Raw genomic sequence first — 26145 nt, forward strand, 5'->3', positions numbered from 1 at the left:
ACCTCTTGATTATTGTTGGGTTGCCTTACTTCACTGCTTTTTACCTGTTAAACAACTGGCTGCAGTTTAACCATAGACTGGGTTTACTTATTCTGCAGCCGACCGTCTCACATATCCGCCTCAATGTTGATACAGCTTAAAAAACTAAGCCTGCAATCAGCATAATTGGTTAGACTTTTTTCAGACTAATGGCCCGATTCGTGCCCGTGTTTCATTTTTGAGTGCGCCATAACGCGTTTTATGGGGAGCTCTAAATCCACACTGGATTGGTCTGAAAAGGTCAGTTGAAGCGGAATGGTATTTCCTTCTTTAAGCGGTGAGCTGAGATCAAAAAGCATGACGTGCAACCCGCCTGGCTTTAACATCGTCATCCCATCCGCAGGAATCTTAATATTGTCGACTTGGCGCATCTTCATGAGGCCATCGACCATTTCGTGATTATGAAGCTCAACGGTTTTCGCTACTGAGGTAGACGCCGAGACTAAATAAATGTCTTCTTTGCCACTGTTTTTTATTTCCATAAAGGCAGCACTGTTTGGGGCGTGAGGCGGCGTTGCTCTTGCGTAAGCGTCGTGAACATCGATTTCTGCGAACGCGTTTGCTGATGCAAGGCTCAATAAAATCCCCATTGAAGTGGCTTTGAACATCCTGATTTACTCTCCGTGTTTCTTATTCTTTATTACTGTGTTGCGGTTTCCGTTAAACGGAAAATGGCATCCGATACCATGTTTGGATTTAATGTGTGCGGCACTTTTTCAAGCAATGCGCCTTCTGGACTCAAGAAATAGAAATAGGAGCTGTGGTCTACCGCGTATTCCATCGCTGAGTCTTCAAGTTCTGTCACTTGGTATAACACGCCATATTTTTTTGCTAATGCATTAATGGTGTCTTCTGATCCGCTACCACCTTCAATCATGGGGTGAAAATAGCCAGCATACTCTTTGGCTGCATCTGGCGTATCCCGTTTCGGGTCGAGAGTGATAAAAACTGGGCGTATGGCCTGAAGGGTATCTTCAGGTAAAGACTTTAGTGATGCCGCCAGAATGGCTAATGAAGTCGGGCAAACATCCGGGCAATGCGTATAACCGAAGTAGACAACACGCACGCGTTCGTCGTTTGCGTCAAACAGATTCATGGGTGATGAGCCCGTTTCTAACGCAAAATTGCTTACTGCAGCGGTTTTGGGCTCTTCAAAATGATCGACAGCATATCGAGCTCCCAATCCAGCAAGCAGCGCAGCAGCTAACACTAAAATCTTTACTTTCATCGCACCATTCTTATATCTACGGGTAACACGGTCTGGTTATCAGGGCTGGATATTTGCCCTCGCCATGTCATTTCCTCGTGCATACACAGTGGCAGCATGACATCGCCTTGAAACGTCTGATTGCCAATGTTCGTCAACTTGAGCTTATAAATGCCCATGTCCATTTCTACACCCTCAACTTCCAACAGCAGGTGAGTCGGAGCGGGCGTTGCCTCTTCCAAAACGACTTTCAAGCTAGTGGGAACGAGTGGCGTAACAGTGTCTTCTGCCAAGCTCGCTTGCGCTTGATTGAATTGACACGCTTCAGTACCCAAGGTGCAGGCAGGTGCAATGGCTTTGGACTCTGATTCTTTGGCAAATAACACATTGTCTGCAAACAGGTAACCTGCGCAAACAGTGAAAAAGATGGTTGAGAGTTGAATGACTCTTCTTTTAGTCGTTGTTATGTTCGTCATCGCCTGAGGCTAAATAGTGATAAGTACGTCAAAAATACTAACACTAATTGTTACGAGACTATGTGAGAAATGTCTTGAAATGAAGGTATAAAAAAAGCTGCTCGAAAGCAGCTTTTTCTTGTAGTGGACTGTTAGTCAGCCATTTTTTCCGAGAATTTCTCAAGTCCGATAACGATACCGAACCCGACAACCATGGCAATGATAGACGGTACCAGTAGCGAAGGCTGTCCAGTCACAGACTCAAAAGCACCTGGCGTCAGCACTTTTTCAATCAGTGGTACTTGTTCACCCGACGAGTTAACACGGTAGCTCAGCACTTCTTTCCAAGGCCACACTTTACCTAATGCACCAATCAGAAGGCCTGTCAGGAACGCGATAGTGAAATCGCGGTACTTGCGCAGAAGCCATGACAATACGTGAGAGAAAGACAAGATGCCTGCGAGGCAGCCAAGTGCGAATAGACCAAGAATAGGCAGGTCAAAAGACTTCACGGCGCCAAGCACAGGGCCGTACATTCCCAACAAAAGCAGAATAAAACTGCCAGAGATGCCAGGAAGGATCATCGCACAAATCGCGATAGAGCCAGAGATGAATACGGTTAGGTAGTTGAACTCAAGAGAGACTGGGCTGGCAACGGTGATACCGTAAGCGAAGATGGCACCAGCAACTGCAAGCAACAGAGAAGCTGGGTTCCAGCGTTCAACTTGTTTGATCATGTGAATAGCTGACGCCACGATCAAGCCAAAGAAGAATGACCAAATCAATACTGGGTGTTCAGCCAGCGCGTAAGTGACGGCTTTGGCTAACGTTAGGATTGCTGTCAGGATACCAGTAAGCAGTGAAGCGAGGAATGTACCGTTAACATGCTTCCATACTGAGCCGAAGCCTTCTTTACGCCACATTGAAAAAAGAGAAGGGTTAACTCTGCGAATGCTTTCGAGTAGCGTGTCGTAAATACCCGTGATGAATGCGATTGTACCGCCGGAAACGCCCGGCACGACATCTGCCGCACCCATTGCCATTCCCTTGAAAAACGTCAAAATATTTTGCTTCATTTAGAATAGAGCTTCTGAGACTGGAAAAAAATTGGGTCAATTATAACGGCTTGTATCCAGACCGAAACCTCTTAAATGCATAGACTTACAATTTCTCTGTGTTTAGCCCCGTAGTGCCCAAGCATACGCCTCTGCAAGTTTTCTTTTTCCATCAAACAGAATGGGATCACCGTGAATGGGCATGATGTGCTCAAACGGCCACGTTAAAATCTCCTGTAAAGATTGTCTTAGCAGAGATTTGTCTGTGACTTTTAGACGCTGTGAAATGGGTACCATTACATTGCCGTCGCAACCCGCAAGTTTGCCTGCAAGACGCCTAGCAAAGGAACCTTCATTAATTGCAATCACGCTTTCACCGATGACTAGCGTGCGACTAACGGGATCGCAAAATACTACTTCTTCGCAATCCGCATTACCGCGAATGATGGTTTGGTAAAGCTGGCCTTTCCACTGTGGTGAGGTGGCGGAATTTAAAATACCGTCAAAGCCAATATCAGTGCGTTTAGAAGCCAGACCTGGCGCGGAGTAAAAGTAAGCCTCGGGATAGGCTAACCACCAATCAGAAAGATCGTCATGCAGATGCTTATTCACCGTTGTGACGCAACTGACGTCGCCAAGTTCAGCGAGATAGGATTTTACGTCATCAGTCAGTTGTCCGGGATTGTGAACGAGGAGGGTGTCATCTTGAAGACGAATCACAGACATACGTTGGCCAATGTCGACCCCTAGCTTTCGGCATTCATCCGAGTGATACCAAAAATGGTTTGTATGCCACTGAATCATTGAATTCATCCTTGAATTGCGTCTTCCCGATCAATAACAAAGATAAACAGCTTGTGAAAGAAAATAATTTAAGTGGTTAACAACAAATTGGTTTATCGAAATGTGAGTTCCAGAAATAGCGGAGCTCTGTTGGTTTAGTGTTGTTCGAAAAAATCGAACAAGTTGATTAGCCGCCGCTAATGTTAACGCACTCCGGTTACGCATAGACTGAGGGTAACAAAGGAGTTTGCAATGACGATGAAACAAGTTAAGCGCGTTATCCAATCGCATGCGTCTAAGGACGGGGATGGTGTAAAAATTCAACGTGTTCATGGCTTTAATGATAAGTCGTTTAGCCCATTTCTTATGATTGATGAGCTAAAAAGCGAAAGTCCGGATGACTATATTGGTGGTTTCCCACCGCATCCTCACCGCGGAATCGAAACGCTGACGTATATGTTGGAAGGCCACTTTGAGCACAGAGACCATATGGGAAATGTGGGGCAACTAAAAAGCGGCGGTGCCCAATGGATGTCGGCGGGAAAAGGGGTGATTCACAGCGAAATGCCAATCATGACCGAAGGCGGTTTGCACGGGTTTCAAATGTGGATAAATCTGCCTGCAGAAAAGAAACGTTTACCTGCTGAATACCATGATTTTCAATCTCCGGAAATCAATGAGTACGGTGATGAATCAAATCTGTTGCGGGTGATTTCAGGCACGCTGACTGAAAACGGAAATAAACTAACAGGCCCACTCCAAGATACGGGCGTTGAGACTGCGATTGCTGATTGGCGAGCCGCGGCGGGTGAAACCCGAACTCTGGGCATTCCCGAAGACTACCAAGCGAATCTGTATGTCTATCGCGGTGAAGTAGTGATTTCAGGAACGCTTGTAAAAGCGGGGCATTGGGTTCAACTTAGCGATGGTGACAGTGTCACCTTTGAAGCACAAAGTGAAGTCGGATTACTGTTGCTCTCTGGCGTCCCCATTCATGAACCTGTGGTTCACTATGGGCCTTTTGTCATGAACAGCATGGAAGAGATAAACCAAGCGATTCATGACTATCAAAACGGTGTGCTTACCGACTAGGTTTCACTAATTGGGGCAAGGCAGTCTTCACGACTCGACGACACTTATAATGCCGTCACAACCACAGTGCGAGATGTAAACAAAATGTTGATCTGAGATCGGGTATTTGTTTTAGTGGTTAGGATTCGTTTCTAGACAGGAAGACTGGCTTTGCTCCCAATCATTGCCCACGCAACAGAAACAGTACTGTTAGTAACAGGCGTGTTGATGTTGGTGCGGTGTGCTTTTCAATATGCGAGCCGCACTCACAATTGGCACAGAGTGAATGTTGTGTTGTTCCACATTCGCAGCCTTTCGAAAGAAGAAATGAGATGGTGGTATGGTGCCATGCTCAGTCTGACCTTGGGTGCCGCCACGAAACTGATATCTTTCACACTGTTTGGCTGACGAAAAGTGCAACAAAACTGTGATATCTGTGAACTAGGCTATGGATCTGATACACTCTGATTTTGCGCTTACGCATAAAAGGAATCCATGCTTAGAACAAAACCTATAAAGCTAGCTATCGCGCACGTCAACGATACTCACTCCCATTTCGAACCTACGCCCATTTCGCTTGCAATACCTTGCCTAGAAGACCGTGTTTACGCCAATGTCGGTGGATTCGCTCGCGTTTCTTCAGTCGTGAAAAAATTCAGAGAAGAGACCAAAGCCTCCAGTGATGGCTTCCTGTTCCTGCATGCGGGGGATTGCTTCCAAGGAACCCTTTATTACAGCTTGTTTAAAGGTGAAGCTAACGCCGTGTTGTTGAACCAGCTGGCCCCAGATGCCATGGCACTGGGAAACCACGAACTGGATCTTGGCAATGCTGCTGTTTCGAAGTTTTTAGACCAAATTGAATTTCCGCTTCTTGCAGGTAACTGGGACGTTAGCCAGGAATGCGAGGGCAAAGCACACCCTGTGAAGGGAAAAGTAAATTTACTGCCGTATAACCCAGAAAACCAAGCGGCTGATGTCCTTATCAAGGATTTTGGCGACCAGAAGGTGGCAATATTCAGTGTGGCACTAGACAAAATGGCCGACATCGCAATGCCAGATGCGGATACCCCATTTATCAACGCCAAACAAACGATCATCGACACTATTGCTACATCCACGAAACGCATAAGACCCCTCATATCATCCTGCTGAGTCATCTGGGCTATGACCAAGATTTGAAAATGGCAGAAGAAGTAAAAGGGCTATCGCTTATTGTCGGTGGACACAGTCATGTGTTACAGGGTGACTTTTCGAACCTTGGACTTGGCGACATGGGACCATACGGTCGTTTGATTAACAAAACGCTGGTGGTTCAAGCGGGTTGTCACGCATTGGCGTTGGGTAAGCTAGACATCACTTTGAATGAATTCGGTGAGGTTGATGCGTATTCCGGCGGTAATGTGTTAATGCTTGGTAGAAGTTTGGCCATGGATACGTCATGGGACCAAACACTGCCAAAAGAGAAATTCGAGCTCGCCAAGGCGTATTTGCTGAATCAACCGAATGTCGTGCATTGCCGTGGTGATGAAGCATTAAAAGCGGTGCTCAATGAGAAGTATCGCCCTGCTGTTGAAGAACTAAAGCGTGACGTTGTCACAAAAATTCCCGAAAGACTTCGCCATATCCGCGTCCCAGACGAGAAAGGAGCAAGCCAAATTGCGCCACTGGTGTGTGAGGGGCTTATCTATTCGGGGAGAACGCGAGGACATCACGTCGATTTTGCTATTCACAATGCTGGTGGTGTGCGAGTAAGCCTAGAGAAAGGCAAACTCACTGCCGCTGAAGTGGCAGGCAGATTATTGCCGTTTGCCATCGACATCATGCTCTACAAGCCAACCGGCCTTCAGGTGATGCAAGCCTTGGAAGGTGCCATTGACAACGCGACAAATAATGGCGTTGAAGGAACGGGTGACGGCAGTTTCCCATATACGGCGGGTCTTCGTTACATATACAGTATCGGCAAGCCAAAAGGGCAGCGGATTACTGAGCTGCAGTACCTTTCTCAATCCGGTACGTGGGAAGATGTGAAGATGGACGAAACCTATCATGCCGTGTCTTCGGCATATACGTCACAGGGCAAAGAAGGTTACGACTCGTTGAAAGGTTTGCAAGAACCACCGCAGTCTATCGATGTTATTCTGTCAGACAGCTTCATTGAATACGCACGCTCTTGTAAAGAGTTGGTCGCTCAATCAGAACAACTTCAAAAGATAATTGAATAACCGCTCTCGATTTTCCCTAAATCGTTTTGAATGAAGGAGTTAAGAGGATGATATTGCTCTAACTCCTTTTCTTTTTTGACTTCTTTTCTAACCTGCTCACATTTTGAGCCCAAATTTTGCTTCCAAAGTGAAACAAAGCCAATTTTTGCCGTCTACGGAAAAGTGGTTTTGGAATATTACAGTTTCAAACGTGTTCGCCGATACAAATAAGAGCAACGATTGAGGAGGCTCTATGGTTGAGAAACGTGATTGGTTAGACCTTGGATTGATCGCTTTTTGGCTAGCAGCATGGGTTTCACTGGTTTACTTTGTGCCTGCTGCAATGTAACGCACGCTGAGAGGCAATAAACCTGACAGCGGGCCCATCAGGTTCATTGTGCTTTCTGTATTTCAGCTAGACAGCAGATTCGCTAATGTTTGCTTTCGAGCGGTTTACGAAATACTTCACGACAAAAGGTTGTATGTAGGTTGGTAATTGTAATGCGCCAATCAACGGAAGATACAACGGTCCTAAGAAAACACCTGCCACTGAGTAGGTTAAGAGGACATTCCTATTCCCTGACGTAATCGCTGCGATAAATGCGGCTTCCTTTCCTTTTCTCCAAAATACCGCTAGCCCAATTAGGAAAAATGAGACGCAGATTGCTACTGCAATCAATAAAGTAACCAATGCAAACTTGGGATTATCATTCCAAAGCCAACGATATTGCCCACTCAACCCAAACGGAAAGCTAAACACCAATACAATGGTGAACTGGGCGATTTTGCCATGGACGCGTGCGAGGCCTTCTTGAGGCGCGTATTTGCGAATCAAATAAGACAGCAACATGGGTCCGAAAATAAACACGATCAAGCGAATGAAATACTCTTTCATGTCTAACGAGAAATCGTCTCCGCTAAAGACGGAAAGATTGATAAACAAAATGACGGGCATCATCAAGGTGCTGGCAATGGTGTAAGCCATCGCTGAAAGGGGGTTAAACCCGACACTTCTTACAATCGCTGGTGTGGCAAAAAGGCTACCGGTTGCACATACCGCAACAATGGCGAGGAGCAAATCAGCACTCGCATCCAGCGACAAGGCTATGGAGCTGGCGACGACTGTTGTTAATCCTGCATGGACAAGGGCATAACGCCAAGGTGCTGACTTAGCTAACGCTTTCACTAAGGCTTTTTGATCGATGCCGATAAGGGTGAAAAGCATAAGAGTGAATAAAATGTACGGCAGGGCAGGAAGCAGTGCAGATGACAAAGTAGGGAGTGCAAATCCTAGTAAAGCACCACTAAAGAGAAACAACGACGAGTGTTTAGCAATTAACGCGAGCAATGTGACCTCAACAATCCTTTGTTAAAGCCAAATGTTATCAAACTGAAAATGATTTGATAAATAAATATATATAATGGACAAATGGAGACTGCAAAGAGATGTGCTAGTGGCGACGAGAGGTCAAGGATAGCTATGTGTAACGAGAGGATAAGTATTCGCATTAGAAAAACTAATTCAAGGTGATACTTTAAGTCATTTTTCCTGATTGTTAAAAATGCATAGAATTTAACCTGCAAAGACAATCATGTAGTGAGAAAAATATGACTCAGGCAGTAAACTTCGGCGAAGCCTACACTTCTGCTGGTAAAACTCAAAAAAGCTATGCGGTTTCTTTCAAAGGATTGATTACTCATGCGCTGGACGTGCTTCGCAGTAAACAAGCTAATAAATCGATGTTGTCTACCAACGATTTGCCAGACCACATTAAACGCGATATCGGTTTAATGCGTTAAACATCAGTTTGATACCTCTTCTAAAAAGCGCAGCATCTTGTCTGCGCTTTTTTCTTATCTGCATCCTCATCCTTCTGACTTCAGCTCGTCTGTTTCTTCCTGCTCTATTGCATGTTATCGCTAGAACATTGTTAGTGTTGGTTTTTGTGCCTCCATCTTTCGCTTACGCGACCTGCTATGGACAAGTTTTATCGTCTTCGTCACTATAAGATCTCCATTTTGAAAAGTGAGATATTTATCATGGGTTTATTAAGCTGGCTTTTTGGCGATAAAGAACAAAAAACAAAAGAGGTCGAGCCAACGGAATACAAAGGGTTTTTGATTTACCCAGAGGCAAAGTCTGAAGGCGGGCAATTTCGCATCAGCGGTCGCATTTGTAAGGAAATCGACGGTGAAATTCAAACGCACAGCTTCATTCGCTCAGACTTATTGCCGAGCGAAGAAGGTGCAAACGACCTAATGCTCAAAAAGTCTCAACTATTTATCGATCAAATGGGCGAAAGAATGTTTAGCTAGCTGACCAAGATCAACGTATTTGTAATCGATTTCGGTCAAAAAGTATGTCGAGGCTAGGAATTATTAATGTGTGATTGGTGAGTAAGTCTCCAATTTATTTTTTAATCAATAGCTTAATGCGAAGTGAATTGAAAAGGTCTGACCTCTGTCCATCGATAAATGGCGTTATTTTATTACTAAAAGTCATTAAAATTACCCCGTTTAAGGGTTGATTGTTAAATATTTTGGTATTTTTCCTACAGAAGTACTTGATTAAGACCTATCAGTTCGCTACAAAAAGATTACTTACACTGCCAATAGTCAGGGACTAACTATGCAAATTGGTGTTCCAAAAGAAGTACTTGCGCATGAAACGCGAGTTGCTGCCACCCCAAAAACGGTAGAGCAGCTGTTAAAAATGGGCTTCGATGTTGTCGTCGAAAAAAATGCTGGTGTACTAGCCAGCTTCGATGATGCAGCCTTTGAAGAGTCTGGTGCTAAGATCGTTGACGCTGACACCGTATGGCAATCAGACATCATCTTTAAGGTGAATGCGCCAGTCAAAAATGACGAAACCGGCATTGACGAAATCGCACGCATCAAAGAGGGTGGAACCCTCGTCAGCTTTATCTGGCCAGCTCAGAATGAAGAATTGATGCAACAGCTTTCCTCGAAGAAGATTAACGTGCTGGCAATGGATGCCGTACCACGTATCTCTCGTGCGCAAGCGTTGGATGCGTTGAGTTCAATGGCAAACATCGCGGGTTACCGTGCTGTTGTCGAAGCCGCTCACGAGTTTGGTCGCTTCTTTACCGGACAAATCACCGCTGCGGGTAAAGTACCACCTGCGAAAGTATTTGTTGCGGGTGCCGGTGTTGCAGGTCTAGCTGCTATCGGTGCTGCAGGTAGCCTTGGTGCTATTGTTCGTGCGTTCGACGTTCGCCCAGAAGTGGCAGAGCAAGTTGAAAGTATGGGCGCAGAGTTCCTGAAAGTGGAATTCGAAGAGCAAGCAGGCAGTGGCGACGGCTATGCAAAAGAAATGTCTGATGAGTTTAACCGTAAAGCGGCTGAACTTTATGCAGAACAAGCAAAAGACGTTGATATCATAATCACTACCGCGCTGATCCCTGGCCGCCCAGCTCCTAAGCTGGTCACCAAGGAAATGGTTGATTCCATGAAAGCGGGTAGCGTGATTGTTGACCTTGCTGCTGCTAACGGTGGTAACTGTGAATACACCGAAGCGGATAAAGTCATCACCACTCCAAATGGCGTTAAGGTCATTGGCTACACCGACATGGTTGGTCGTCTTCCTACTCAGTCTTCCCAGCTTTACGGCACAAACCTTGTCAACCTGATGAAGCTTCTCTGCAAAGAGAAAGACGGCAATATCGACATCGACTTTGAAGATGTGGTTCTTCGCGGTGTGACCGTAGTGAAAGATGGCGAAGTCACCTGGCCAGCTCCACCAATTCAGGTTTCTGCACAGCCTCAAGCGCAACCTCAAGCCGCACCTGCTGCCAAAGCAGAGAAAGTTGAAGAACCAACATCTCCAACGAAGAAAATCGTTGGTCTTGTCGCTGCCCTGGGCGCGTTTGGTTGGGTTGCCTCTGTTGCTCCTCCTGCTTTCTTATCCCACTTTACCGTGTTCGTACTTGCCTGTGTGGTGGGTTACTACGTGGTATGGAACGTAACGCACGCTCTGCACACGCCTCTGATGTCAGTAACGAATGCTATTTCAGGCATCATCGTTGTTGGTGCGCTGTTGCAAATCGGTCAAGGGAATGGCGTCGTGTCCTTCCTCGCGTTTATCGCGGTTCTCATTGCAAGCATTAATATCTTTGGTGGCTTTACGGTTACCAAGCGCATGCTTGAAATGTTCCGTAAGGGTTAAGGGGAGTAGCAAAGAATGTCTGCAGGACTAGCACAAGCGGCATATATTGTTGCTGCACTATTTTTCATTCTGAGCTTGGCGGGGCTTTCTAAGCAAACCACAGCAAAGAATGGTAACTATTACGGTATCGCCGGTATGGCGATCGCACTGATTGCAACGATCTTCGGCCCAGACTCACAAGGTTTCGGTATGATCATCGTGGCAATGGTCATTGGTGGCGGTATTGGTATTTTCTACGCTCGCAAAGTAGAAATGACCGAAATGCCAGAACTGGTTGCAATCCTCCACAGCTTCGTAGGTATGGCTGCGGTTCTGGTAGGTTACAACAGTTACCTTGAGCACCAGTGTACTCAGGCGAGTTCGCGCACACCGAGCACGTTATTCACATGGTTGAAGTGTTCTTGGGTGTGTTTATCGGTGCGGTAACCTTCACAGGTTCTATCGTTGCATTCGGTAAACTGCGCGGCATCATTTCGTCTTCTCCGTTGAACCTTCCGCACAAGCACAAGATGAATCTGGCGGCCGTTGTTGTTTCAACGCTGTTGATGGTTTACTTCGTGAAAGCTGACGGCAGTATGTTCGCGCTGATCGTGATGACGCTGATTGCATTCGCTTTCGGTTACCACTTAGTAGCATCTATCGGTGGTGCGGATATGCCAGTGGTCGTGTCAATGCTGAACTCATACTCTGGTTGGGCAGCAGCGGCAGCAGGTTTCATGCTGGCAAACGACCTTCTGATCGTTACCGGTGCGTTGGTAGGTTCTTCAGGTGCGATTCTCTCTTACATCATGTGTAAGGCGATGAACCGCTCTTTCATCAGCGTTATCGCAGGTGGCTTTGGCCAAGAAGTGTCTGTTTCTTCTGATGTTGAGTACGGTGAGCACCGTGAAGTGTCTGCGGAAGACGTAGCAGAAATGCTGAAAGACTCGAAGAATGTCATCATTACTCCTGGATACGGCATGGCAGTTGCTCAAGCTCAGTACCCAGTTCACGACATCACAGAGAAGCTGCGCGCACAAGGTATCAACGTTCGCTTTGGTATTCACCCTGTAGCGGGTCGTCTGCCAGGTCACATGAACGTGCTGCTGGCGGAAGCAAAAGTACCGTACGATATCGTTCTTGAAATGGACGAGATCAACGAAGACTTCCCAGAGACGGATACTGTTCTGGTCATCGGTGCAAACGACACGGTTAACCCAGCAGCAATGGAAGATCCAAACAGCCCAATCGCAGGTATGCCTGTACTTGAAGTATGGAATGCGAAAAACGTTATCGTCTTCAAGCGTTCTATGAACACAGGTTACGCTGGCGTGCAAAACCCACTGTTCTTTAAAGAGAACACGGCAATGCTGTTCGGTGATGCGAAAGAATCTGTCGACGCGATTGCGAAAGCAATTTAATCGAGACATTGACAGTAAGAATGAAAGGCCAGCGATTGCTGGCCTTTTTTGTGCACATATTACGCGATTGCAAACACTTCGTAAGATAGTCTGACAAAGTACTGACATTCTGGGATATTTTGATGTTAATCTCTCGGCATGCGAAAGATCCTGGCAGTCTTACTTCTTCTTGTTCAAGCTCCTGCTTGGGCAAATGCTTCTTTCCCTGAACAGTTAAATAAGTTCAGGTCTTCGCTATTGCGTGAAAAACCGATTGCCGAGTATTCGCTGAATGCGATTCATAGCGAATACCCCAAAGCACTTCTCATTTCAGACAGCCTGTTACCGCAATCCACCAAATACCCGCTGAAAGATCTCAAGCGTCTTTATCAAGCTGCGCAAAAATGTTCAGGCCCTTGGCCAGTTAGTCCATTGGTAACCGATCCTTTGGTGTTTACCCGTGCAATGTGTTTTAACACACGTTTGCCATCTGTTTGGTTTTCGCGTTCTAACCTGATTCATCCCGGTGGCGGCAGCTATGCGGCTAAATACGTTGAGAAGTTCCCCGAGCGTCGCGACGAGCTACTGCGCTTTTTCCATATCAAAGAAAGGCTACTTGCTCCGCCAGAAACCTTGTTAGGTCAGCTTCAACGTATGCCGGAGCACGGTATTAATGCGCTGAACGGCGGTGCAGAAACCTTACTTTCAAACGACGAGCTTTGGCTGAGAAAGGGCAGCGAATACCTCGTTTACCCTTCAGATGTTTGGATGCCACTGCTAGAGCGTTTGGACTTGCTGGCATCACCGACCGATGAGAAAGGCTATTGCTTATCTCGCATTGGTAATGTCTGCTGGAACCAAGAACAAGCACCGTCCTATTGGTCACATTTGGTGATCGGTTTGGCGGTGGTTAACTTGTTATGGATCGCGGGCTGGGTATTTAACCGTTGGACGGTTAAACGTCGTCTGATTCAAGAACGTATGCTGGTATTACAAATTCTCACGCATGAACTTCGGACACCGATAGCAAGTTTGTCGATGACCGTTGAAGGTTTTCGCAGAAAGTTTGATAGTCTGCCAGAGCCGTTGTATGACGAGTTCAGGCGTTTATGTGAAGATTCGATGAGATTGAAGCAGCTTGCCGAGGCGAGCAAAGATTACCTTCAATCAAATCAGCAGCAGTTGGTGAGAGAGACCATTCCGTCGCTTGAAGAGTGGCTGGAATATCTGTGCGAGGAACGAGAGGTCAGTCTTGAGGTCAAAGAAGATGGCCCTGTCGCAGTCAATATCTATTGGCTGACAACGTCCCTCGACAACTTGATCAGCAACGCGAAGAAGTATGGTCTGACGCCAGTAAAAGTCATCGCAGAAATTCATAACGGTTACCTGACGATTAAGGTGCAGGATCAAGGACAGTTAACCGCGAAGGATTGGAAGACAATTCGTAAGCCTTTTGTCAGCGAAAGGGGCCTTGGGCTCGGACTGACAATTGTAGAATCAATGATCGAAAGGATGGGGGGCAAATTAACCCTTGTTGGCCCTCCAACCACCTTTATTCTGGAGATACCTTGTGACCCAAACGACGCTGTTACTCATTGAAGATGATGCTAACCTCGCTGATGGTCTTTTAGCTAGCCTTGAACAGAATGGCTACAACGTACTGTACGCAGAAAATGCGACCAAAGTTGAGGCTCTTTGGCCAAAAGCAGATTTGGTTGTTCTTGACCGTCAACTGCCAGAAGGTGATTCGCTGGAGTGGCTTGATGGTTGGAAAAAACTGAAAAACGTACCGGTTATCATGCTGACTGCGATGGTATCTGTGCGTGATCGTGTAGGCGGTTTGGATTCCGGTGCAACGGACTACATGACCAAGCCCTTCGCTGAAGCAGAGTTGCTGGCACGTATTCGTGTTCACCTGCGTCGTAACGTTGTAGAAGAAGATACAACGCAAGACGACATCGTTGTTGGAACGCTGCGCATCAACTCAGCAACCCGCAGTGTCATCTGCTCTGAAAGTGAAGTGATCCTGACCCGTACAGAGTTTGATCTGTTGGCATTCTTGGCGAAGAACGCAGGTCGCGTATTCACACGTGATGAACTGCTCGACCAAGTGTGGGGATACAACCACTATCCAACAACCCGCACCGTGGACACCCACGTTTTGCAGCTTCGCCAAAAGTTGCCTGAGATTGAAATCGAAACGCTACGTGGCGTTGGCTATCGAATGAAGATGCAATAATGAGTCGATGGGTATTTCTGACATTTTGGCTGTGTGTGCCGGGACAGCTCTTTGCCGCTTGGTTTAGTGGCTCTGATGCGTTGACGTCTGCGCACCAAAAGCTCTTGGAAGGAAATACCTCTGAAAGCTTTGACGCTATGGTTGAAGCGTGGCAACAAGAAGTCGGAGAGACGGAGAAAACGCATCTGGCGGATCTTCTCTCTCTTGCTATCACCGAAGACTGTGGTCGCAGTCTAAGCACTTTATCGTTACCTAGCTGGTTGGATAACATCGTTATTCGACGAGAAACCGTTCAAACACCCAACCGCGTTTTCTACCATTTCTCGATTTACGGTACGTCTAAAGTTGGCGTGTCGTCGGTATCGTTTAGTGCTTGGCCTGATCAATCTGTACTTCATGGCAACTTCACGGAAGAAGAGTCCCACGATTTCAAGCTCGATTACGATGGCTTATCTCGCGCGATTAAAGCCGGATTGTATAAGCTTGAAGTGACCTCGAATAACGGTGAGCGCTGGTCATCGAACGTATTGATCACGCAGCCCGAAGCCATTCAAGCGATTAGCTGGAAAGACAGCCGCAGTTGGCGTATTGCTCCTCCAACGGAGTTAAAAGGGACGTGCCCAAGACCTTTCCTTTCTATGAACCTCTACAGTCAAAACGACGGCGAGTCGGCACCTATCTGGTCGGAAGAAAAAGACAAGAACCTGCCGACATCCTTACCGGTGATTGACGTGCCTGATGGACAATATTGGTTTTCTGTTGCGCTGATTGAGCGACGTTGGCAGGGCGCAATCTTGCTCGAAGAAGTGCAAAGAATCGCGCGAGCAGTTGATTTGCCCGATGTTGACCTCCAACAACTCACACCTAAAAAGCAGTGAGTGTAGTATCGGTATTTGTTTGAATTATAGAATTAAGCAATTGAATAACAATATAGTTTGAAAAATATCACAAACTAGCCACTCGTTTTCTTAATGAGACTGCCACTCGACTACCATATCAAGGATTAGTTGATGTATAGCGGTGTTTGAAAGCCGCTTTGCATCCAACGACCTTAGATACAACGTCGAAATGGAATTCTTATTATGAATAAAAAGTTAGTGGCATTAGCAGTTTCTCTCGCACCATTTACATCATTTGCTGCAAATTACAGTGTTGACGCAAGAATTGATGCCATGGGTGGTGCTGGGACAGTAGCTTCCGATTACCTCGCAGCCGGTTTCCATAACCCAGCCCTTGTCGCGCTGGAGCCTCATTCCAGTTTCGGCGTTTTATTGCCAACCCTCGGTGTTCAATACCGCGATCCAGATGATCTTGTTGACGCGCTGGAAGACTTCGGTGATGTGTATGACCGTTTCCAAGCAGATGCAACAAGCGAAACAAACCGGACTGATGCCGCGAATGCTTTGTCAAACTTACAGAACAAAGTGGCGTACTTGAGCGGTGGTATTGGTGGTGCCGTTGCCGTTCCAACAAATTCCATTTCTGGCAACCTGTTTGTAAAAGCCTATACCGAAGCGGTCGTGTTGCCTGAGGTCTCTGATTCCGATATCACAGCAATTGAGAATTCAACGACCTCAGCACCCACACTGACGTCTGAGGCTCGTGTGCTGGCATTCGGTTTGGTTGATGTTGGTTTAGCGTTGGCAGGTAACATTGAGTTTATGGGGCAACGCATTGCGTTAGGGGTTACGCCGAAAACGCAGAAGCTTTATACCTATCACTACCAAGTGTCTGTTGAAGACTTCAATGTGGATGATTGGGATGCCGACAACAACCGTACCGAAGAAAGTGCATTCAACATGGACATTGGTGCGGCGTGGCAAAATGGTCCAGTTCGCATTGGTTTCGCGGCAAAGAACTTGATCGCAAACGACATCACCACAACAAATCGCTGGGCACGCCAATACACTTATGAGTTAAAACCTTTGATGACAGTGGGTAGTGCGTACGTCACGGATCTGTTTACGATGGCGTTAGATATCGATCTGAACGAACAAACCCGTTTTGCACAAGCAGCAGGGCCAGAAATCAAAGACAATACTCAGATGATCCGTTTTGGTACCGAGTTCAATGCGTGGGGTTGGGCGCAAGCGCGTGCCGGTTACATGTTGGATTTGGAAGATACGCTAGATGGCACCTTGACGCTTGGTTTGGGTCTGTCACCGTTTAATACCGTGCATTTGGATCTTGCGGCTCAGTTGATCGACAGCAACAGTTACGGCGGTTCATTACAGCTTGCGATGACATTCTAAGATGACATCGCCTTGACACATAAGTAGAATACGCGCCTTACATCTACTTTGTCAGAGGTTGCATATGAATGGTATGCCGTCGCTAAGCCATGCGGAACAGCAAGAGGCAGCGGAAAGAATTCACGCGTTGATGGCTCAAGGCATGAGCAGCGGTGAAGCAATTATGTTAGTCGCGAACGAGATTCGCGAGCGCGAAGCTTCACAAAAAAACGATTAATATTTAAACGGCCATTATTTGGCCGTTTTCTTTTTTTTTCCTAACGTTAAGCTATACCAAAATATAAGCCTACTTTAACAAGGGCTTTTAAAAGCGTAATGGAATTAGGGGAAGGATTTGAACGATCGCTTATTGCTTGCAAGGACGATAGCAAGGGTGCGCCATGAAGGGCAGCGATATGGAGAGTTTCCATATCATGTTCACCTTGATGATGTTGAGCGCCTTTCTCAACCATTTGGTCTGAATGCGATGGTTGTTGCGCAGCTTCACGACATTCTTGAAGACACGACCACCAGTGTCGATGAATTGATCCTCGATTTTGGCGAGGTCATTGCGCTGTCGGTAAGTTACCTCACTGATCCTCTTGGCGTAGATAGAGCCACGCGGAAAAAGCAGCTTTATGAACGCTTCAAGCAACTCGACGAGCTGGATGACGCGGCACGCTTAGCATTGATCGTCAAAGCTTGCGATCGTCTTGCCAACGTCAAAGCCAGTCGACTCTTTCATCCCGAAAAATTTGTTCTCTACCAGAAAGAGCATGCCGATTTCAGAAGTGCTACTTATCGTCGCGGACTCTGCGAAATGATTTGGTGGGAATTGGATATGATGATTGAGGTCGGCGACAAGCTCGGCAGGGCATAAAAAAAGCACCTTTCGGTGCTTTTCTTTTTATTCTTCGTCGTAAATCGTTGGGATTGGTTGACGCTTGTGTTGCGTCGCTTTGTAAATTCCAACCAAACGTTCTGTGACGTAATCAGGAACGTCTTTACCTTCCAAGAAATCATCAATTTCATCGTAAGTCAGTTGAAGGGCATCTTCATCTGCTTTCTGTGGTGTCAGTTCTTCAAGGTCAGCAGTCGGTGTTTTGATGACCAAGGTTTCTGGTGCACCCAAGTATGCTGCGACTTGGCGTACCTGGCGTTTGTTCAAACCAAACAATGGTGCAAGGTCACACGCGCCATCACCAAACTTGGTGTAGAAACCCGTGATGTTTTCTGCAGAGTGGTCCGTACCGAGTACAAGGCCACCGACCATACCAGCAATCTCATACTGGGCAACCATACGTGCACGCGCTTTAACGTTACCTTTCACAAAGTCGACTTTTGCGTCGTCTTCTGGGATTAGGCCTGTGCCATCTAAAGCTAACAAAGTAGAAGCGTGCAGACCGTCTACACCGTCTTTAATATTAACGCTAACAGAGAGCGTTGGTTGAATGAAGCTCAACGCCATTTGTGCTTCGTCTTCGTCTTTTTGAATGCCGTAAGGAAGACGAACAGCAATAAATTGGTAATCTTGGCTGCCAGTTTCTTCATTCAGCTGATTAACCGCCAATTGCGCGAGTCGGCCACAAGTTGAAGAGTCGACACCGCCGCTAATGCCAAGCACCAGTGATTTGGTTCGAGATGCGATGAGACGCTGCTTGATAAAGTCGATGCGACGTTGCGCTTCAAATGCAGGGTCGATGGTTGGTAGGACGCGCATTTCTTCGCGGATAACGTGTTCCATTTCGCAGGATTCCTCGGTTCTTTTTATTTCGTTCATGTATTTTGCATTAACTGGACGACAAAATCATGGATTATCGCGCGTCGTCACTCAACTTAGACGAATCTGTCGCCAGCCTTTGCGGCCTCAAAACAAGGTATCTGGTGTTACGTTGCTTCCAATATAAAGATCACTTGTTTTTCATAGAGTAAAATCGGTGTATTTCTTCATCATATAGTCTTCATTTATTGCGAAATACATTGAATAAGCGCCACATCCTGTATCAATATAGCCATCTAGCAACCTTATTGGTTCTACACCGTTTTTTGCTTTGAAAGTCGATGAATTTAACGCCATGAGTAAACCGGATTTACCACAAAAAATTGCCATCTTTGGCAGTGCCTTTAACCCACCTACGTTAGGGCATCTGAGTGTGATAGAGCGACTTTCACATTTCGACAAAGTACTTCTTGTGCCGAGCTTTGCTCACGCATGGGGTAAACAGATGGCGGACTTTGATAAGCGTTGTCGTTGGGTCAGTATGTTTATCAACGATGTGTCTTGTACCAATGTTGAACTGTGCACCGACGAGCAAGCGTTAGATGCAGGCAATTCAGTGACTACGTGGGCGTTGCTGAATCATCTTCAAGAGATATACCCAAACGCAGAATTCACCTTTGTCATTGGCCCGGATAACTTCCTCAAGTTTTCCAAGTTCTACAAAGCGGAAGAGATTCTTTCTAAGTGGGCTGTGCTTGCGTGTCCTGAAACAGTTCCTGTTCGAAGCACACAAATACGTGAGCTATTAGAGAAGGGCGAGTCTATTGAAGGACTCACGACGGCGTCGCTTGTCGATACTTTGCAAGAAAGTGATTTCAAATTCTTATAAGAATAAACAACGCGGTGGCTTGTCAGCACCGACATTAAAACAACAAAAATAAAATCTCAGAGTTTGCTGTACTGTGTTAAACAAACCTTTGTGGACAAGCCTTACTGCTTGTTTTTTTGTGACCCTGTCACACGCTAATGCAGCCTATGTTTCTTCAAGTAACGTTCTGAATAACAACGAAACGGGAATGGTGGCGAAAAGCACGTCTGACGTGATTGCAGTGATTGCACCGCAGGAGATTTCCGTTATCGATTGGAGCATTACTGATCGAAAAGAGGTATCGATTTGGGATGGATGGAAATACGGTTTTGATATTCCACAGATACTGACAACATCAGCAGGCAATACGTTTTATGGATTCGGCGTTTGGCAGCCTGAGGAGTACAAAAACCTCTCGTTTGGTGATGTCTCTACCTCAGAGTGGTTAAAGAGCCATGGGCTAAATTTGAGTTTTGGTGCGACATCAACGGACAGCGACACGAGATACCGCTTCGATGTCCGTTGGCATGAAGACACAGATGCTGACTTCATGCTTCAAATGCAGATCCCGTTTAAATAAAACCGGCCACTTCTTTCAATTGCGCAGCAATGTCTTCTTCTTTCAGAGATGTTGCTGCTGCAATCTTCGCATTGCTTTGTCCTGATTTACGTTGACGAACCCATTCGCGCACCGTTAATTGCATTTCAACGTTTTTTGCATCAATACCAAATGCTTCTTTTATTAATGTCGCATCAGATGAAGACACATTGCTCAAACTCTCAAGTGCTTTTATCAAACGTTTAACAGCGTTGTCATAACGGTCGTTTGGCTGTGTTTCACTGAAAAAGTCGCGTGCGCAGCGCATAAGTCGACCGTATGCACCGTTCCAATCAGTTTGATCGTTGATTGCTTTTTGGCGAAGCTGAGAAATCACTTCAGCGATGAAAGCAATGTCTTCAACAAAACCCGCAGCACTTGGTAAAGAAACCGTTGAACGAACTGAGAAATCCAGCGTCGAAACAAGAGAACCTTTGAGAATAGTGAGTGCATTTAAGCAGTTCATAGGCAACCAATATCCCTGACCCGCTACGACAGGTACTTCCAGTTTACCCAACCGGATGAGTGCGCTGCCCTGATGCACGAAAAGAAATGTCGAGTGGCTTTGTTTTTTACGCGCGCCGATGATCAAATCGTCCGCGGAAATAGTTTTGAATTCGATAGCTTGTAGCATTTTGGGTTTCTCATGTTGCAAGGCGGACATACTCGGCTGTTTTGATGCTAGATCAAGCATTCAAGAGAGGGATATGGGACAATAGCTGCAATTGTTAAGGTCAGGTTGCGAGAATATGAGGTAAGACCTCCAACCTCTGGGTTATCTCGTCAAAAACAATGTTCGAAATCTTTTATCTGCGTAAAATGGCGCAGTTTTTTAACGGAGCAAGTAGAATCTCGTGCAACAAACCAATGATCCTTTCCTAGATATTCGCCCTTACAACGACAATGAAGTGCCTTCTGCACTTGAGCGTTTGGTCAATGACGAAGAGTTTATTACCGCTATTTTGAAGTATCGCTTCCCATCACTGTCAGGTGCTGCGGGTTGGGTAATGAAGCCTTTGTTGAAACAATATCTGCGCAGCAAATGGGGCAAAATCAAAACGGTTCGAGACGTTCAAATGAACGTTGCCAGTTATATGGAATCGATGATTAAGAATACCTCTGAAGGTTTCACCACCAGTGGTTTGGATAAGCTCGATTCGAAAACCGGTTATCTGTTTGTTTCTAACCACCGCGACATTGCCATGGATCCAGCAATGGTGAACTGGTGTCTGCACCAAAATGGTTTTGATACTGTTCGTATCGCCATTGGTGACAACTTGCTGAAGAAGCCATGTGCGACTGAGCTGATGAAGCTGAACAAGAGCTTTATCGTTAAACGCTCCGCGAAAGGTCCACGCGAGATGATGAAAGCATTGGGACAACTATCTGCTTACATCAAAACATCTCTCGACGAGAATCACTCTATCTGGATCGCACAGAAAGAAGGTCGAGCGAAAGACGGCAACGACAAAACTGATCCTGCGATTTTGAAAATGTTCTTTATGGAAGGCCGTAAGCAAAAAGTTGAATTTGCAGATTACGTGGCTTCGTTGAAAATCGTCCCAGTGACCATTTCATACGAAAACGACCCATGTGACACAGCGAAAGCGAATGAGCTTTATCGCAAAGAGAAAGAGGGCGCGTATGAGAAAGGTGAGTTTGAAGATATCGAAAGTATTGTTCAGGGGATCGTGGGTCAGAAACGTCGAATCCACGTTGCGTTTGGTGATGTGATTGGCAATGAGTTTGAGACGCCTGAAGCACTGGCTGCTGAAATCGATCGTCAGATCTATCAAAACTACTGCCTGTTCCCATCAAACTACATTGCAGCAGGCCAAGATCACGATTCAATCACAGATGCACACCGTGCTGACTTTGATAACAAACTGTCTTCGCTGCCAAGTGACGTTGCCAACATTGTAAGAGCAATGTACGCTACTCCTATTGCTAAGAAAGCTGATATCTAACAATTAGTTAAGCTAACACAAAAAGAGCGTTACACTGTCACGCTCTTTTTATTTCAGGACGTCAAAACCGTGTGTGGCATTGATATTCTCGGCGAGGAAATCAACAAAATGACGTACCTTGGGCGCAAGAAACTCTCTTCGCGGATACACCGCATAAACGGGCAACGCCATTGTCGGTTTCCAATCTTTCATCACGACACGTAAGCGTCCTTCCTCAATTTCATGATCGAGTAAGTAAGTCGCAATATAGGCGATACCGAGCCTGATTTTGCTGCCTCAAGAACGGCGGGTGCATTATTGATTCGGTAAGTGCCACGCACCGTGACAGATTGCTCACTACCATCACGTTGAAACGGCCATTGATCATAGGTGCGTTGCAAGCTTTGATAGGTAATGCAATTGTGGTCGCGCAAATCTGAAGGGTGAGTCGGTGTGCCATGCGTATCCAGGTATGACTGTGATGCAACTAGCTTGAATTTACAATCCGCGAGTTTCTTCGCCACCATTCCTTCCGGTGGATGTTCATGAATGGCCAGCCAACAATCGTAACCATCTTCTACCAAGTTTGGTCGGTGATCAAAGAGATGGACTTCCAAATCAATGTTCGGATACTGGCTTTGAAACGAGGAAAGTAGGCGAGTGATTTGGGCATTACCAAATGACTGAGCAACACCAATCTTTAATCGTCCTGATACTTCATTTCTGAAACCCGCCACCATGGCTTCTGCATCTTGCATGGTTTCGACGATTTGACGTCCAAATGCCGCGTATTGTTTTCCTGCTTCGGTGAGTGCGACTGAGCGAGTGTTGCGCTGCACCAACTGAACACCTAAGCGTTCTTCCAAATAGCGTATCTGCTTGCTGACTTGAGACTTTGAAATTCCCAGGTACTCCGCAGCACGTGTGAAGTGTTGTTCGTGTGCGACCGTAGCCAGTACCACCATTTGTTGCAGGTTATCTAACATTGCGGATTTTTCCGTTTATCGAGAAGAGGATAGGTTACCACATCTTTTGTACATTCCATCAGTGACGTTGTCACATTGTCAAGTTTCTTAAGCCCTCCAGCGTGAAGACGATTCGATAAGAAGATCCGCGGGTAGTTCTTTATTCCCGACTAAGAATTCACTGTGTTTCTAACCAAACTCTTGCTCAAACACATCAGAGATATTGAAGTGATAGCAAAGCATTTGGAAAGAAGAGAAGAGAAGGGAGAGAGATGAAAAGCTGGGCTTGTGTTGTTCATGACAATACTCGATCCAAGGTCAAATCCGTTTTTACCGATTAGCGCAACGGAAAACAGAAGAAGATCTGAAATGTAGGGGAGTTACATACGAAACTGAAAATTATACAGAATGATATTGTAATTATAAGTGTCTGTATTTTAATGAAGCAAATCTTATTGTGCACATATGGAAACAACATATTTGTATGTTAGTGTGCACTCACATACAAATGAAAGAAACCTACAGATCTCGTGGATCTTTCCCGTAATCCTGATCAAAAGTGGCGAGAAATTAGCGTGGAGACAGGTTCACTACATCGATTTGATTAATAGCGATGATTAATACGAATTGTTTCTATTGATGTTAATGCTTCGATAAAATTGACGGCATTAATGGAGGTACAATTCGAATGTTTGAAGTATTTTTTCGTTTTCTTGTTTTAGGCTGCATGAGCTTCGGTGGACCGGTTGCTCATATTGGCTATTTTCAACGAGAGTTTGTTGATAGACGTAAGTGGATAGAAGAAGAGAAGTTTTCGAATGCACTGAGCTTGTGTCAATTCCTTCCTGGACCAGCCAGCAGTCAGTTGGGGATGTTCATTGGTTATCATCGTGCAGGCTATTTGGGCGCAATTGCAGCATTTATCGGTTTTACCTTTCCTTCTTTCGCATTGCTGACCGCCGCTGCTGTATACAGTGCTCAGCTTGGTGACTCGACATGGCTAGGTCTTCTTATTGCTGCTGCGAAACTTTTGGCTGTGATCGTGGTTGCAGATGCAATTTGGACGATGGCGAAGAAGTTTATCAGTGACGCTGTCACATTTATTGTGTGTATTGCATCTGCAGCATGGATCCTATGGCAAACAGGTCTTGTTGCGCAGCTAATGCCGATCGTTATCGCCGGTGCATTGGGCTGGTTCTTCATTCGAAAGCCAGAAAACGGTAAAGAGACAGCAAAGGCGATGAGCTGGACGCAGACCTTTGCATTGTTCGGTGTGTTCGTTGCACTGCTGGTTCTTCCAGCATTGAGCAGCGCACCATTGGTGAGCATGTTTAACCACTTCTATCAGGCGGGTAGTTTCGTATTTGGTGGTGGCCACGTTGTGCTTCCATTGCTTCAACCTTTGATTGGTGATGCGGTATCAGGTGATGCGCTGGTGGAAGGTTATGCGGCGGCTCAGCTTGTACCGGGTCCAATGTTCACCATTGCAAGTTATATTGGCGCATCAATGGACGGTATCCATCCTGTTGTAGGAAGCGTTGTGGCGACCATTGCCATTTTCCTCCCAGGTGCGCTTTTGTTATTCGCAGCACTTCCTGTGTGGCAGGCAGTGATGAATCACCGTAAGTTTGCTGGTTCTGTTGTTCTGATTAACGCTGCGGTAGTTGGCTTGCTTGTTGCAGCCTTCTATCAACCTGTATGGGTATCGGCGGTTTACGGTATCTCTGACATTGTTGCTGTGATTGTCGCTTTGCCGTGCTGCGTAAGTTCAACTTGTCAGTATTCTGGTTGCTGGCAGGGATGCTTGTGTACGTTGTCGCGAAAAGCATGATCTAACGGTTCAGCTCACAAATGAACAAAGCCCGCTTATACGCGGGCTTTTTTGTGTCTGAAGTAGGAGAGAGCATCTGCTTGCCTTTATTTGTTCGAAAAAACCAAAAGCAAACAGATTAGCGGTGTCTTTATGCACTATAACTAGATGACTTTGACTTGAAATCGCTTAATGGTTACTAGTTGGATTTGAATGAGTTAGTGGGGCAAGGCGAGGCTATTTGTGCGCTTTTCGACGATGAAAATAGCCTCGTTAAATAAGCGGTAACGTGGAGGGTTAGAACTCCCAACGCTCGGTTTTACCTGCTGCAGAGGAGTGTTGAGCGAGTTCCAGCGCGTAGATGACTTTAACGGCATCGTAGGTGTCGACTGGTGACGGTTCCCCGTTCAGTATGGCTCTCGCAAGTTGAGCAAACAGCTCACTATAACAGCCGACTTCCAATTCAATCTCTTTTTCAGTGACGTTGTCACCTATTTCGAGCTCGCCGGCATGTTGTTGGCGACCAAACTCGGGGGACGTCACCGTGACACCGTCACGTAATTGCTGTTCTTGAATGTCCAATCCGTGACAAGAGAAGGTCGCTTTGTCTCCCTGTACAACAAATCTTGAGGTTATTCCCGAACGGTAAGGACTGGAATTCAATATCACTTCTTTATCGCCGTAATGAAGTGTCATATGGAAGTAGTCGACCGCTTGAGATTGAGGTCGCATTGATTTACAGCGTGCGGTGAGTGCTTGAGGCTGCCCAAATAAATACAATGCCTGATCAACAAGGTGAGAACCCAAGTCATAGAGAATACCCGAACCGTCACCCGGTTGTTCTCGCCAGCGGTTTCTCACTTCAGGACGGAATCTGTCGAAGTTAGATTCAAACACACGCACATTGCCAAGGTCACCCGATTCAATGAGCGACTTAACTGTCAGGAAGTCACCGTCCCAACGACGATTTTGATAAGGGCAGAGAATTTTACCGCGTGCGTTTGCCAGTCTTAGCAAATCTAAGCCTTGTCCGCTTTTCACAACGAACGGCTTTTCTAGCAGTACGTGACAGTCGGCTTCTAGAGCCTGTCGTGCATAGTCATAGTGCGTGTGATTAGGCGACGTAATGACAACGAGGTCGAGCTCTGCTTCACTCAGCATTTCTTCAATCGTTGCGTAATAACTGGCCGTCGGTAAATGCTCGGCGACTAACTCACGCTTTGAAGACACGACAGCAACAGGTTCAAAATCCGGCAGTATGGAAAGAAAAGGGAGGTGGAAAGTTTGGGCTGAAAAGCCAAAGCCAACAATTCCTGTGCGAATCATTTGTCGATCCTTGATAATTTTTAGAGTGATTTCACTTAAAACTATAAGTTATCGAAGGAATGCTGT

The 26145-nt window shown here is 46.1% G+C and carries 24 protein-coding genes and 3 pseudogenes; 17 read left to right on the forward strand and 10 right to left on the reverse strand.

All coding sequences use genetic code 11. The features are described 5' to 3' along the window. Positions 1 to 185 precede the first annotated feature (185 nt). From ATN88_RS02615 to ATN88_RS02635, 5 genes are all read right to left on the reverse strand, one after another. Positions 186 to 647, reverse strand: a complete 462-nt coding sequence (locus ATN88_RS02615; RefSeq protein ID WP_067410998.1) for a copper chaperone PCu(A)C — start codon at positions 645 to 647, stop codon at positions 186 to 188. Between the two features lie 32 nt (positions 648 to 679). Further along, positions 680 to 1267, reverse strand: a complete 588-nt coding sequence (locus ATN88_RS02620) for an SCO family protein (RefSeq protein WP_067411002.1) — start codon at positions 1265 to 1267, stop codon at positions 680 to 682. After that, a complete protein-coding gene (locus tag ATN88_RS02625; protein WP_067411006.1) occupies positions 1264 to 1722 on the reverse strand; it encodes a hypothetical protein in 459 nt (152 codons plus the stop codon). Before ATN88_RS02625 ends, ATN88_RS02620 begins: the two co-directional genes overlap by 4 nt. A 131-nt stretch (positions 1723 to 1853) precedes the next feature. Continuing rightward, positions 1854 to 2777: a DUF368 domain-containing protein gene (locus ATN88_RS02630; protein WP_067411010.1), complete on the reverse strand. Its 924-nt coding sequence runs from the start codon at positions 2775 to 2777 to the stop codon at positions 1854 to 1856. A 102-nt stretch (positions 2778 to 2879) separates the two neighbouring features. Next, positions 2880 to 3560: a DUF4336 domain-containing protein gene (locus tag ATN88_RS02635; protein ID WP_067411013.1), complete on the reverse strand. Its 681-nt coding sequence runs from the start codon at positions 3558 to 3560 to the stop codon at positions 2880 to 2882. A 231-nt stretch (positions 3561 to 3791) separates the two neighbouring features. Here ATN88_RS02635 and ATN88_RS02640 point away from each other — a divergent pair, with 231 nt between their 5' ends. The 3 genes from ATN88_RS02640 to ATN88_RS26620 all read left to right on the forward strand — a co-directional run bounded on the left by ATN88_RS02640 (position 3792) and on the right by ATN88_RS26620 (position 6832). Next, positions 3792 to 4631, forward strand: a complete 840-nt coding sequence (locus ATN88_RS02640; RefSeq protein WP_067411016.1) for a pirin family protein — start codon at positions 3792 to 3794, stop codon at positions 4629 to 4631. Positions 4632 to 5105: 474 nt separating this feature from the next. After that, positions 5106 to 5762 carry a metallophosphoesterase gene (locus ATN88_RS26615; RefSeq protein WP_232312707.1) on the forward strand — a complete coding sequence of 219 codons (657 nt, stop codon included), beginning with the start codon at positions 5106 to 5108 and terminating at the stop codon, positions 5760 to 5762. A gap of 29 nt (positions 5763 to 5791) precedes the next feature. Next, entirely contained in the window at positions 5792 to 6832 is a 1041-nt protein-coding gene (locus ATN88_RS26620) for a 5'-nucleotidase C-terminal domain-containing protein (RefSeq protein WP_232312708.1), read from the forward strand. 394 nt (positions 6833 to 7226) lie between these two features. Here the strand turns inward: ATN88_RS26620 and ATN88_RS02655 are convergent, their stop codons facing one another. Continuing rightward, positions 7227 to 8159, reverse strand: coding sequence for a hypothetical protein (locus ATN88_RS02655; RefSeq protein WP_198158310.1), 933 nt, complete (start codon positions 8157 to 8159; stop codon positions 7227 to 7229). A gap of 260 nt (positions 8160 to 8419) precedes the next feature. On the opposite strand from ATN88_RS02655, the gene ATN88_RS02660 reads away from it, so the two are divergent. The 10 genes and pseudogenes from ATN88_RS02660 to ATN88_RS02700 all read left to right on the forward strand — a co-directional run bounded on the left by ATN88_RS02660 (position 8420) and on the right by ATN88_RS02700 (position 17726). Continuing rightward, complete coding sequence (locus ATN88_RS02660) at positions 8420 to 8611, forward strand: hypothetical protein (protein WP_067411024.1); 192 nt, start codon at positions 8420 to 8422, stop codon at positions 8609 to 8611. Positions 8612 to 8851: 240 nt separating this feature from the next. Next, positions 8852 to 9127, forward strand: a complete 276-nt coding sequence (locus tag ATN88_RS02665; RefSeq protein ID WP_067411923.1) for an HlyU family transcriptional regulator — start codon at positions 8852 to 8854, stop codon at positions 9125 to 9127. Between the two features lie 313 nt (positions 9128 to 9440). Further along, positions 9441 to 10997, forward strand: a complete 1557-nt coding sequence (gene pntA / locus ATN88_RS02670; RefSeq protein WP_067411028.1) for a Re/Si-specific NAD(P)(+) transhydrogenase subunit alpha — start codon at positions 9441 to 9443, stop codon at positions 10995 to 10997. 15 nt (positions 10998 to 11012) lie between these two features. Continuing rightward, positions 11013 to 12397 (forward strand): annotated as a pseudogene (pntB, locus tag ATN88_RS02675) (Re/Si-specific NAD(P)(+) transhydrogenase subunit beta). Positions 12398 to 12535: 138 nt separating this feature from the next. After that, entirely contained in the window at positions 12536 to 13975 is a 1440-nt protein-coding gene (locus ATN88_RS02680) for an ATP-binding protein (RefSeq protein ID WP_067411031.1), read from the forward strand. Continuing rightward, positions 13947 to 14615: a response regulator transcription factor gene (locus ATN88_RS02685; RefSeq protein ID WP_067411036.1), complete on the forward strand. Its 669-nt coding sequence runs from the start codon at positions 13947 to 13949 to the stop codon at positions 14613 to 14615. The genes ATN88_RS02680 and ATN88_RS02685 overlap by 29 nt, the downstream gene beginning before the upstream one ends. Continuing rightward, complete coding sequence (locus tag ATN88_RS02690; RefSeq protein WP_067411039.1) at positions 14615 to 15493, forward strand: DUF2861 family protein; 879 nt, start codon at positions 14615 to 14617, stop codon at positions 15491 to 15493. Before ATN88_RS02685 ends, ATN88_RS02690 begins: the two co-directional genes overlap by 1 nt. A 204-nt stretch (positions 15494 to 15697) precedes the next feature. After that, the gene (traF, locus tag ATN88_RS02695; RefSeq protein ID WP_067411043.1) at positions 15698 to 16867 is read left to right on the forward strand and encodes a conjugal transfer protein TraF; all 1170 of its coding nucleotides are present in this window, start codon (positions 15698 to 15700) and stop codon (positions 16865 to 16867) included. Between the two features lie 64 nt (positions 16868 to 16931). Continuing rightward, positions 16932 to 17084 (forward strand): YoaH family protein, encoded by a 153-nt coding sequence (locus ATN88_RS25425; protein ID WP_083539399.1) that lies wholly within the window; start codon positions 16932 to 16934, stop codon positions 17082 to 17084. Between the two features lie 117 nt (positions 17085 to 17201). Beyond that, the gene (locus ATN88_RS02700) at positions 17202 to 17726 is read left to right on the forward strand and encodes an HD domain-containing protein (protein ID WP_067411046.1); all 525 of its coding nucleotides are present in this window, start codon (positions 17202 to 17204) and stop codon (positions 17724 to 17726) included. Positions 17727 to 17753: 27 nt separating this feature from the next. Here the strand turns inward: ATN88_RS02700 and nadE are convergent, their stop codons facing one another. Further along, positions 17754 to 18590: an ammonia-dependent NAD(+) synthetase gene (gene nadE / locus ATN88_RS02705; protein WP_067411051.1), complete on the reverse strand. Its 837-nt coding sequence runs from the start codon at positions 18588 to 18590 to the stop codon at positions 17754 to 17756. A 331-nt stretch (positions 18591 to 18921) separates the two neighbouring features. Here nadE and ATN88_RS02710 point away from each other — a divergent pair, with 331 nt between their 5' ends. Beyond that, entirely contained in the window at positions 18922 to 19455 is a 534-nt protein-coding gene (locus ATN88_RS02710; protein WP_067411055.1) for a nicotinate-nicotinamide nucleotide adenylyltransferase, read from the forward strand. 187 nt (positions 19456 to 19642) lie between these two features. Continuing rightward, a complete protein-coding gene (locus tag ATN88_RS02715; protein WP_067411059.1) occupies positions 19643 to 20014 on the forward strand; it encodes a hypothetical protein in 372 nt (123 codons plus the stop codon). Here ATN88_RS02715 and ATN88_RS02720 read toward each other — a convergent pair. Further along, complete coding sequence (locus ATN88_RS02720) at positions 20007 to 20696, reverse strand: hypothetical protein (protein ID WP_157490643.1); 690 nt, start codon at positions 20694 to 20696, stop codon at positions 20007 to 20009. The genes ATN88_RS02715 and ATN88_RS02720 overlap by 8 nt on opposite strands. Positions 20697 to 20886: 190 nt before the next feature. Here ATN88_RS02720 and ATN88_RS02725 point away from each other — a divergent pair, with 190 nt between their 5' ends. Further along, the gene (locus tag ATN88_RS02725; RefSeq protein ID WP_067411067.1) at positions 20887 to 21999 is read left to right on the forward strand and encodes a 1-acyl-sn-glycerol-3-phosphate acyltransferase; all 1113 of its coding nucleotides are present in this window, start codon (positions 20887 to 20889) and stop codon (positions 21997 to 21999) included. Between the two features lie 48 nt (positions 22000 to 22047). Here the strand turns inward: ATN88_RS02725 and ATN88_RS02730 are convergent. Further along, positions 22048 to 22964, reverse strand: a pseudogene (locus ATN88_RS02730) (LysR family transcriptional regulator). Between the two features lie 667 nt (positions 22965 to 23631). Here ATN88_RS02730 and chrA point away from each other — a divergent pair. Then, a pseudogene (gene chrA / locus ATN88_RS02735) lies at positions 23632 to 24779 on the forward strand (chromate efflux transporter). Between the two features lie 271 nt (positions 24780 to 25050). Here chrA and ATN88_RS02740 read toward each other — a convergent pair. Beyond that, positions 25051 to 26079, reverse strand: a complete 1029-nt coding sequence (locus ATN88_RS02740; protein ID WP_067411071.1) for a Gfo/Idh/MocA family oxidoreductase — start codon at positions 26077 to 26079, stop codon at positions 25051 to 25053. Between the last annotated feature and the right edge of the window lie 66 nt (positions 26080 to 26145).

The sequence above is a fragment of the Enterovibrio coralii genome, from assembly GCF_001559595.1.
GTDB classification, from domain to species: domain Bacteria; phylum Pseudomonadota; class Gammaproteobacteria; order Enterobacterales; family Vibrionaceae; genus Enterovibrio; species Enterovibrio coralii.

Bases quoted from the DNA above. Each gene is read 5' to 3' on its own strand.
- ATN88_RS02715 (WP_067411059.1), top strand. From the start codon at position 19,643: ATGGTGGCGAAAAGCACGTCTGACGTGATTGCAGTGATTGCACCGCAG.
- ATN88_RS02710 (WP_067411055.1), top strand. From the start codon at position 18,922: ATGAGTAAACCGGATTTACCACAAAAAATTGCCATCTTTGGCAGTGCC.
- ATN88_RS26615 (WP_232312707.1), top strand. From the start codon at position 5,106: ATGCTTAGAACAAAACCTATAAAGCTAGCTATCGCGCACGTCAACGAT.
- ATN88_RS25425 (WP_083539399.1), top strand. From the start codon at position 16,932: ATGAATGGTATGCCGTCGCTAAGCCATGCGGAACAGCAAGAGGCAGCG.
- traF (WP_067411043.1), top strand. From the start codon at position 15,698: ATGAATAAAAAGTTAGTGGCATTAGCAGTTTCTCTCGCACCATTTACA.
- ATN88_RS02665 (WP_067411923.1), top strand. From the start codon at position 8,852: ATGGGTTTATTAAGCTGGCTTTTTGGCGATAAAGAACAAAAAACAAAA.
- ATN88_RS02640 (WP_067411016.1), top strand. From the start codon at position 3,792: ATGACGATGAAACAAGTTAAGCGCGTTATCCAATCGCATGCGTCTAAG.
- ATN88_RS02740 (WP_067411071.1), bottom strand. From the start codon at position 26,079: ATGATTCGCACAGGAATTGTTGGCTTTGGCTTTTCAGCCCAAACTTTC.
- nadE (WP_067411051.1), bottom strand. From the start codon at position 18,590: ATGGAACACGTTATCCGCGAAGAAATGCGCGTCCTACCAACCATCGAC.
- ATN88_RS02690 (WP_067411039.1), top strand. From the start codon at position 14,615: ATGAGTCGATGGGTATTTCTGACATTTTGGCTGTGTGTGCCGGGACAG.
- ATN88_RS02620 (WP_067411002.1), bottom strand. From the start codon at position 1,267: ATGAAAGTAAAGATTTTAGTGTTAGCTGCTGCGCTGCTTGCTGGATTG.
- pntA (WP_067411028.1), top strand. From the start codon at position 9,441: ATGCAAATTGGTGTTCCAAAAGAAGTACTTGCGCATGAAACGCGAGTT.
- ATN88_RS02630 (WP_067411010.1), bottom strand. From the start codon at position 2,777: ATGAAGCAAAATATTTTGACGTTTTTCAAGGGAATGGCAATGGGTGCG.
- ATN88_RS02615 (WP_067410998.1), bottom strand. From the start codon at position 647: ATGTTCAAAGCCACTTCAATGGGGATTTTATTGAGCCTTGCATCAGCA.
- ATN88_RS02635 (WP_067411013.1), bottom strand. From the start codon at position 3,560: ATGATTCAGTGGCATACAAACCATTTTTGGTATCACTCGGATGAATGC.
- ATN88_RS26620 (WP_232312708.1), top strand. From the start codon at position 5,792: ATGGCAGAAGAAGTAAAAGGGCTATCGCTTATTGTCGGTGGACACAGT.
- ATN88_RS02625 (WP_067411006.1), bottom strand. From the start codon at position 1,722: ATGACGAACATAACAACGACTAAAAGAAGAGTCATTCAACTCTCAACC.
- ATN88_RS02680 (WP_067411031.1), top strand. From the start codon at position 12,536: ATGCGAAAGATCCTGGCAGTCTTACTTCTTCTTGTTCAAGCTCCTGCT.
- ATN88_RS02660 (WP_067411024.1), top strand. From the start codon at position 8,420: ATGACTCAGGCAGTAAACTTCGGCGAAGCCTACACTTCTGCTGGTAAA.
- ATN88_RS02720 (WP_157490643.1), bottom strand. From the start codon at position 20,696: ATGTCCGCCTTGCAACATGAGAAACCCAAAATGCTACAAGCTATCGAA.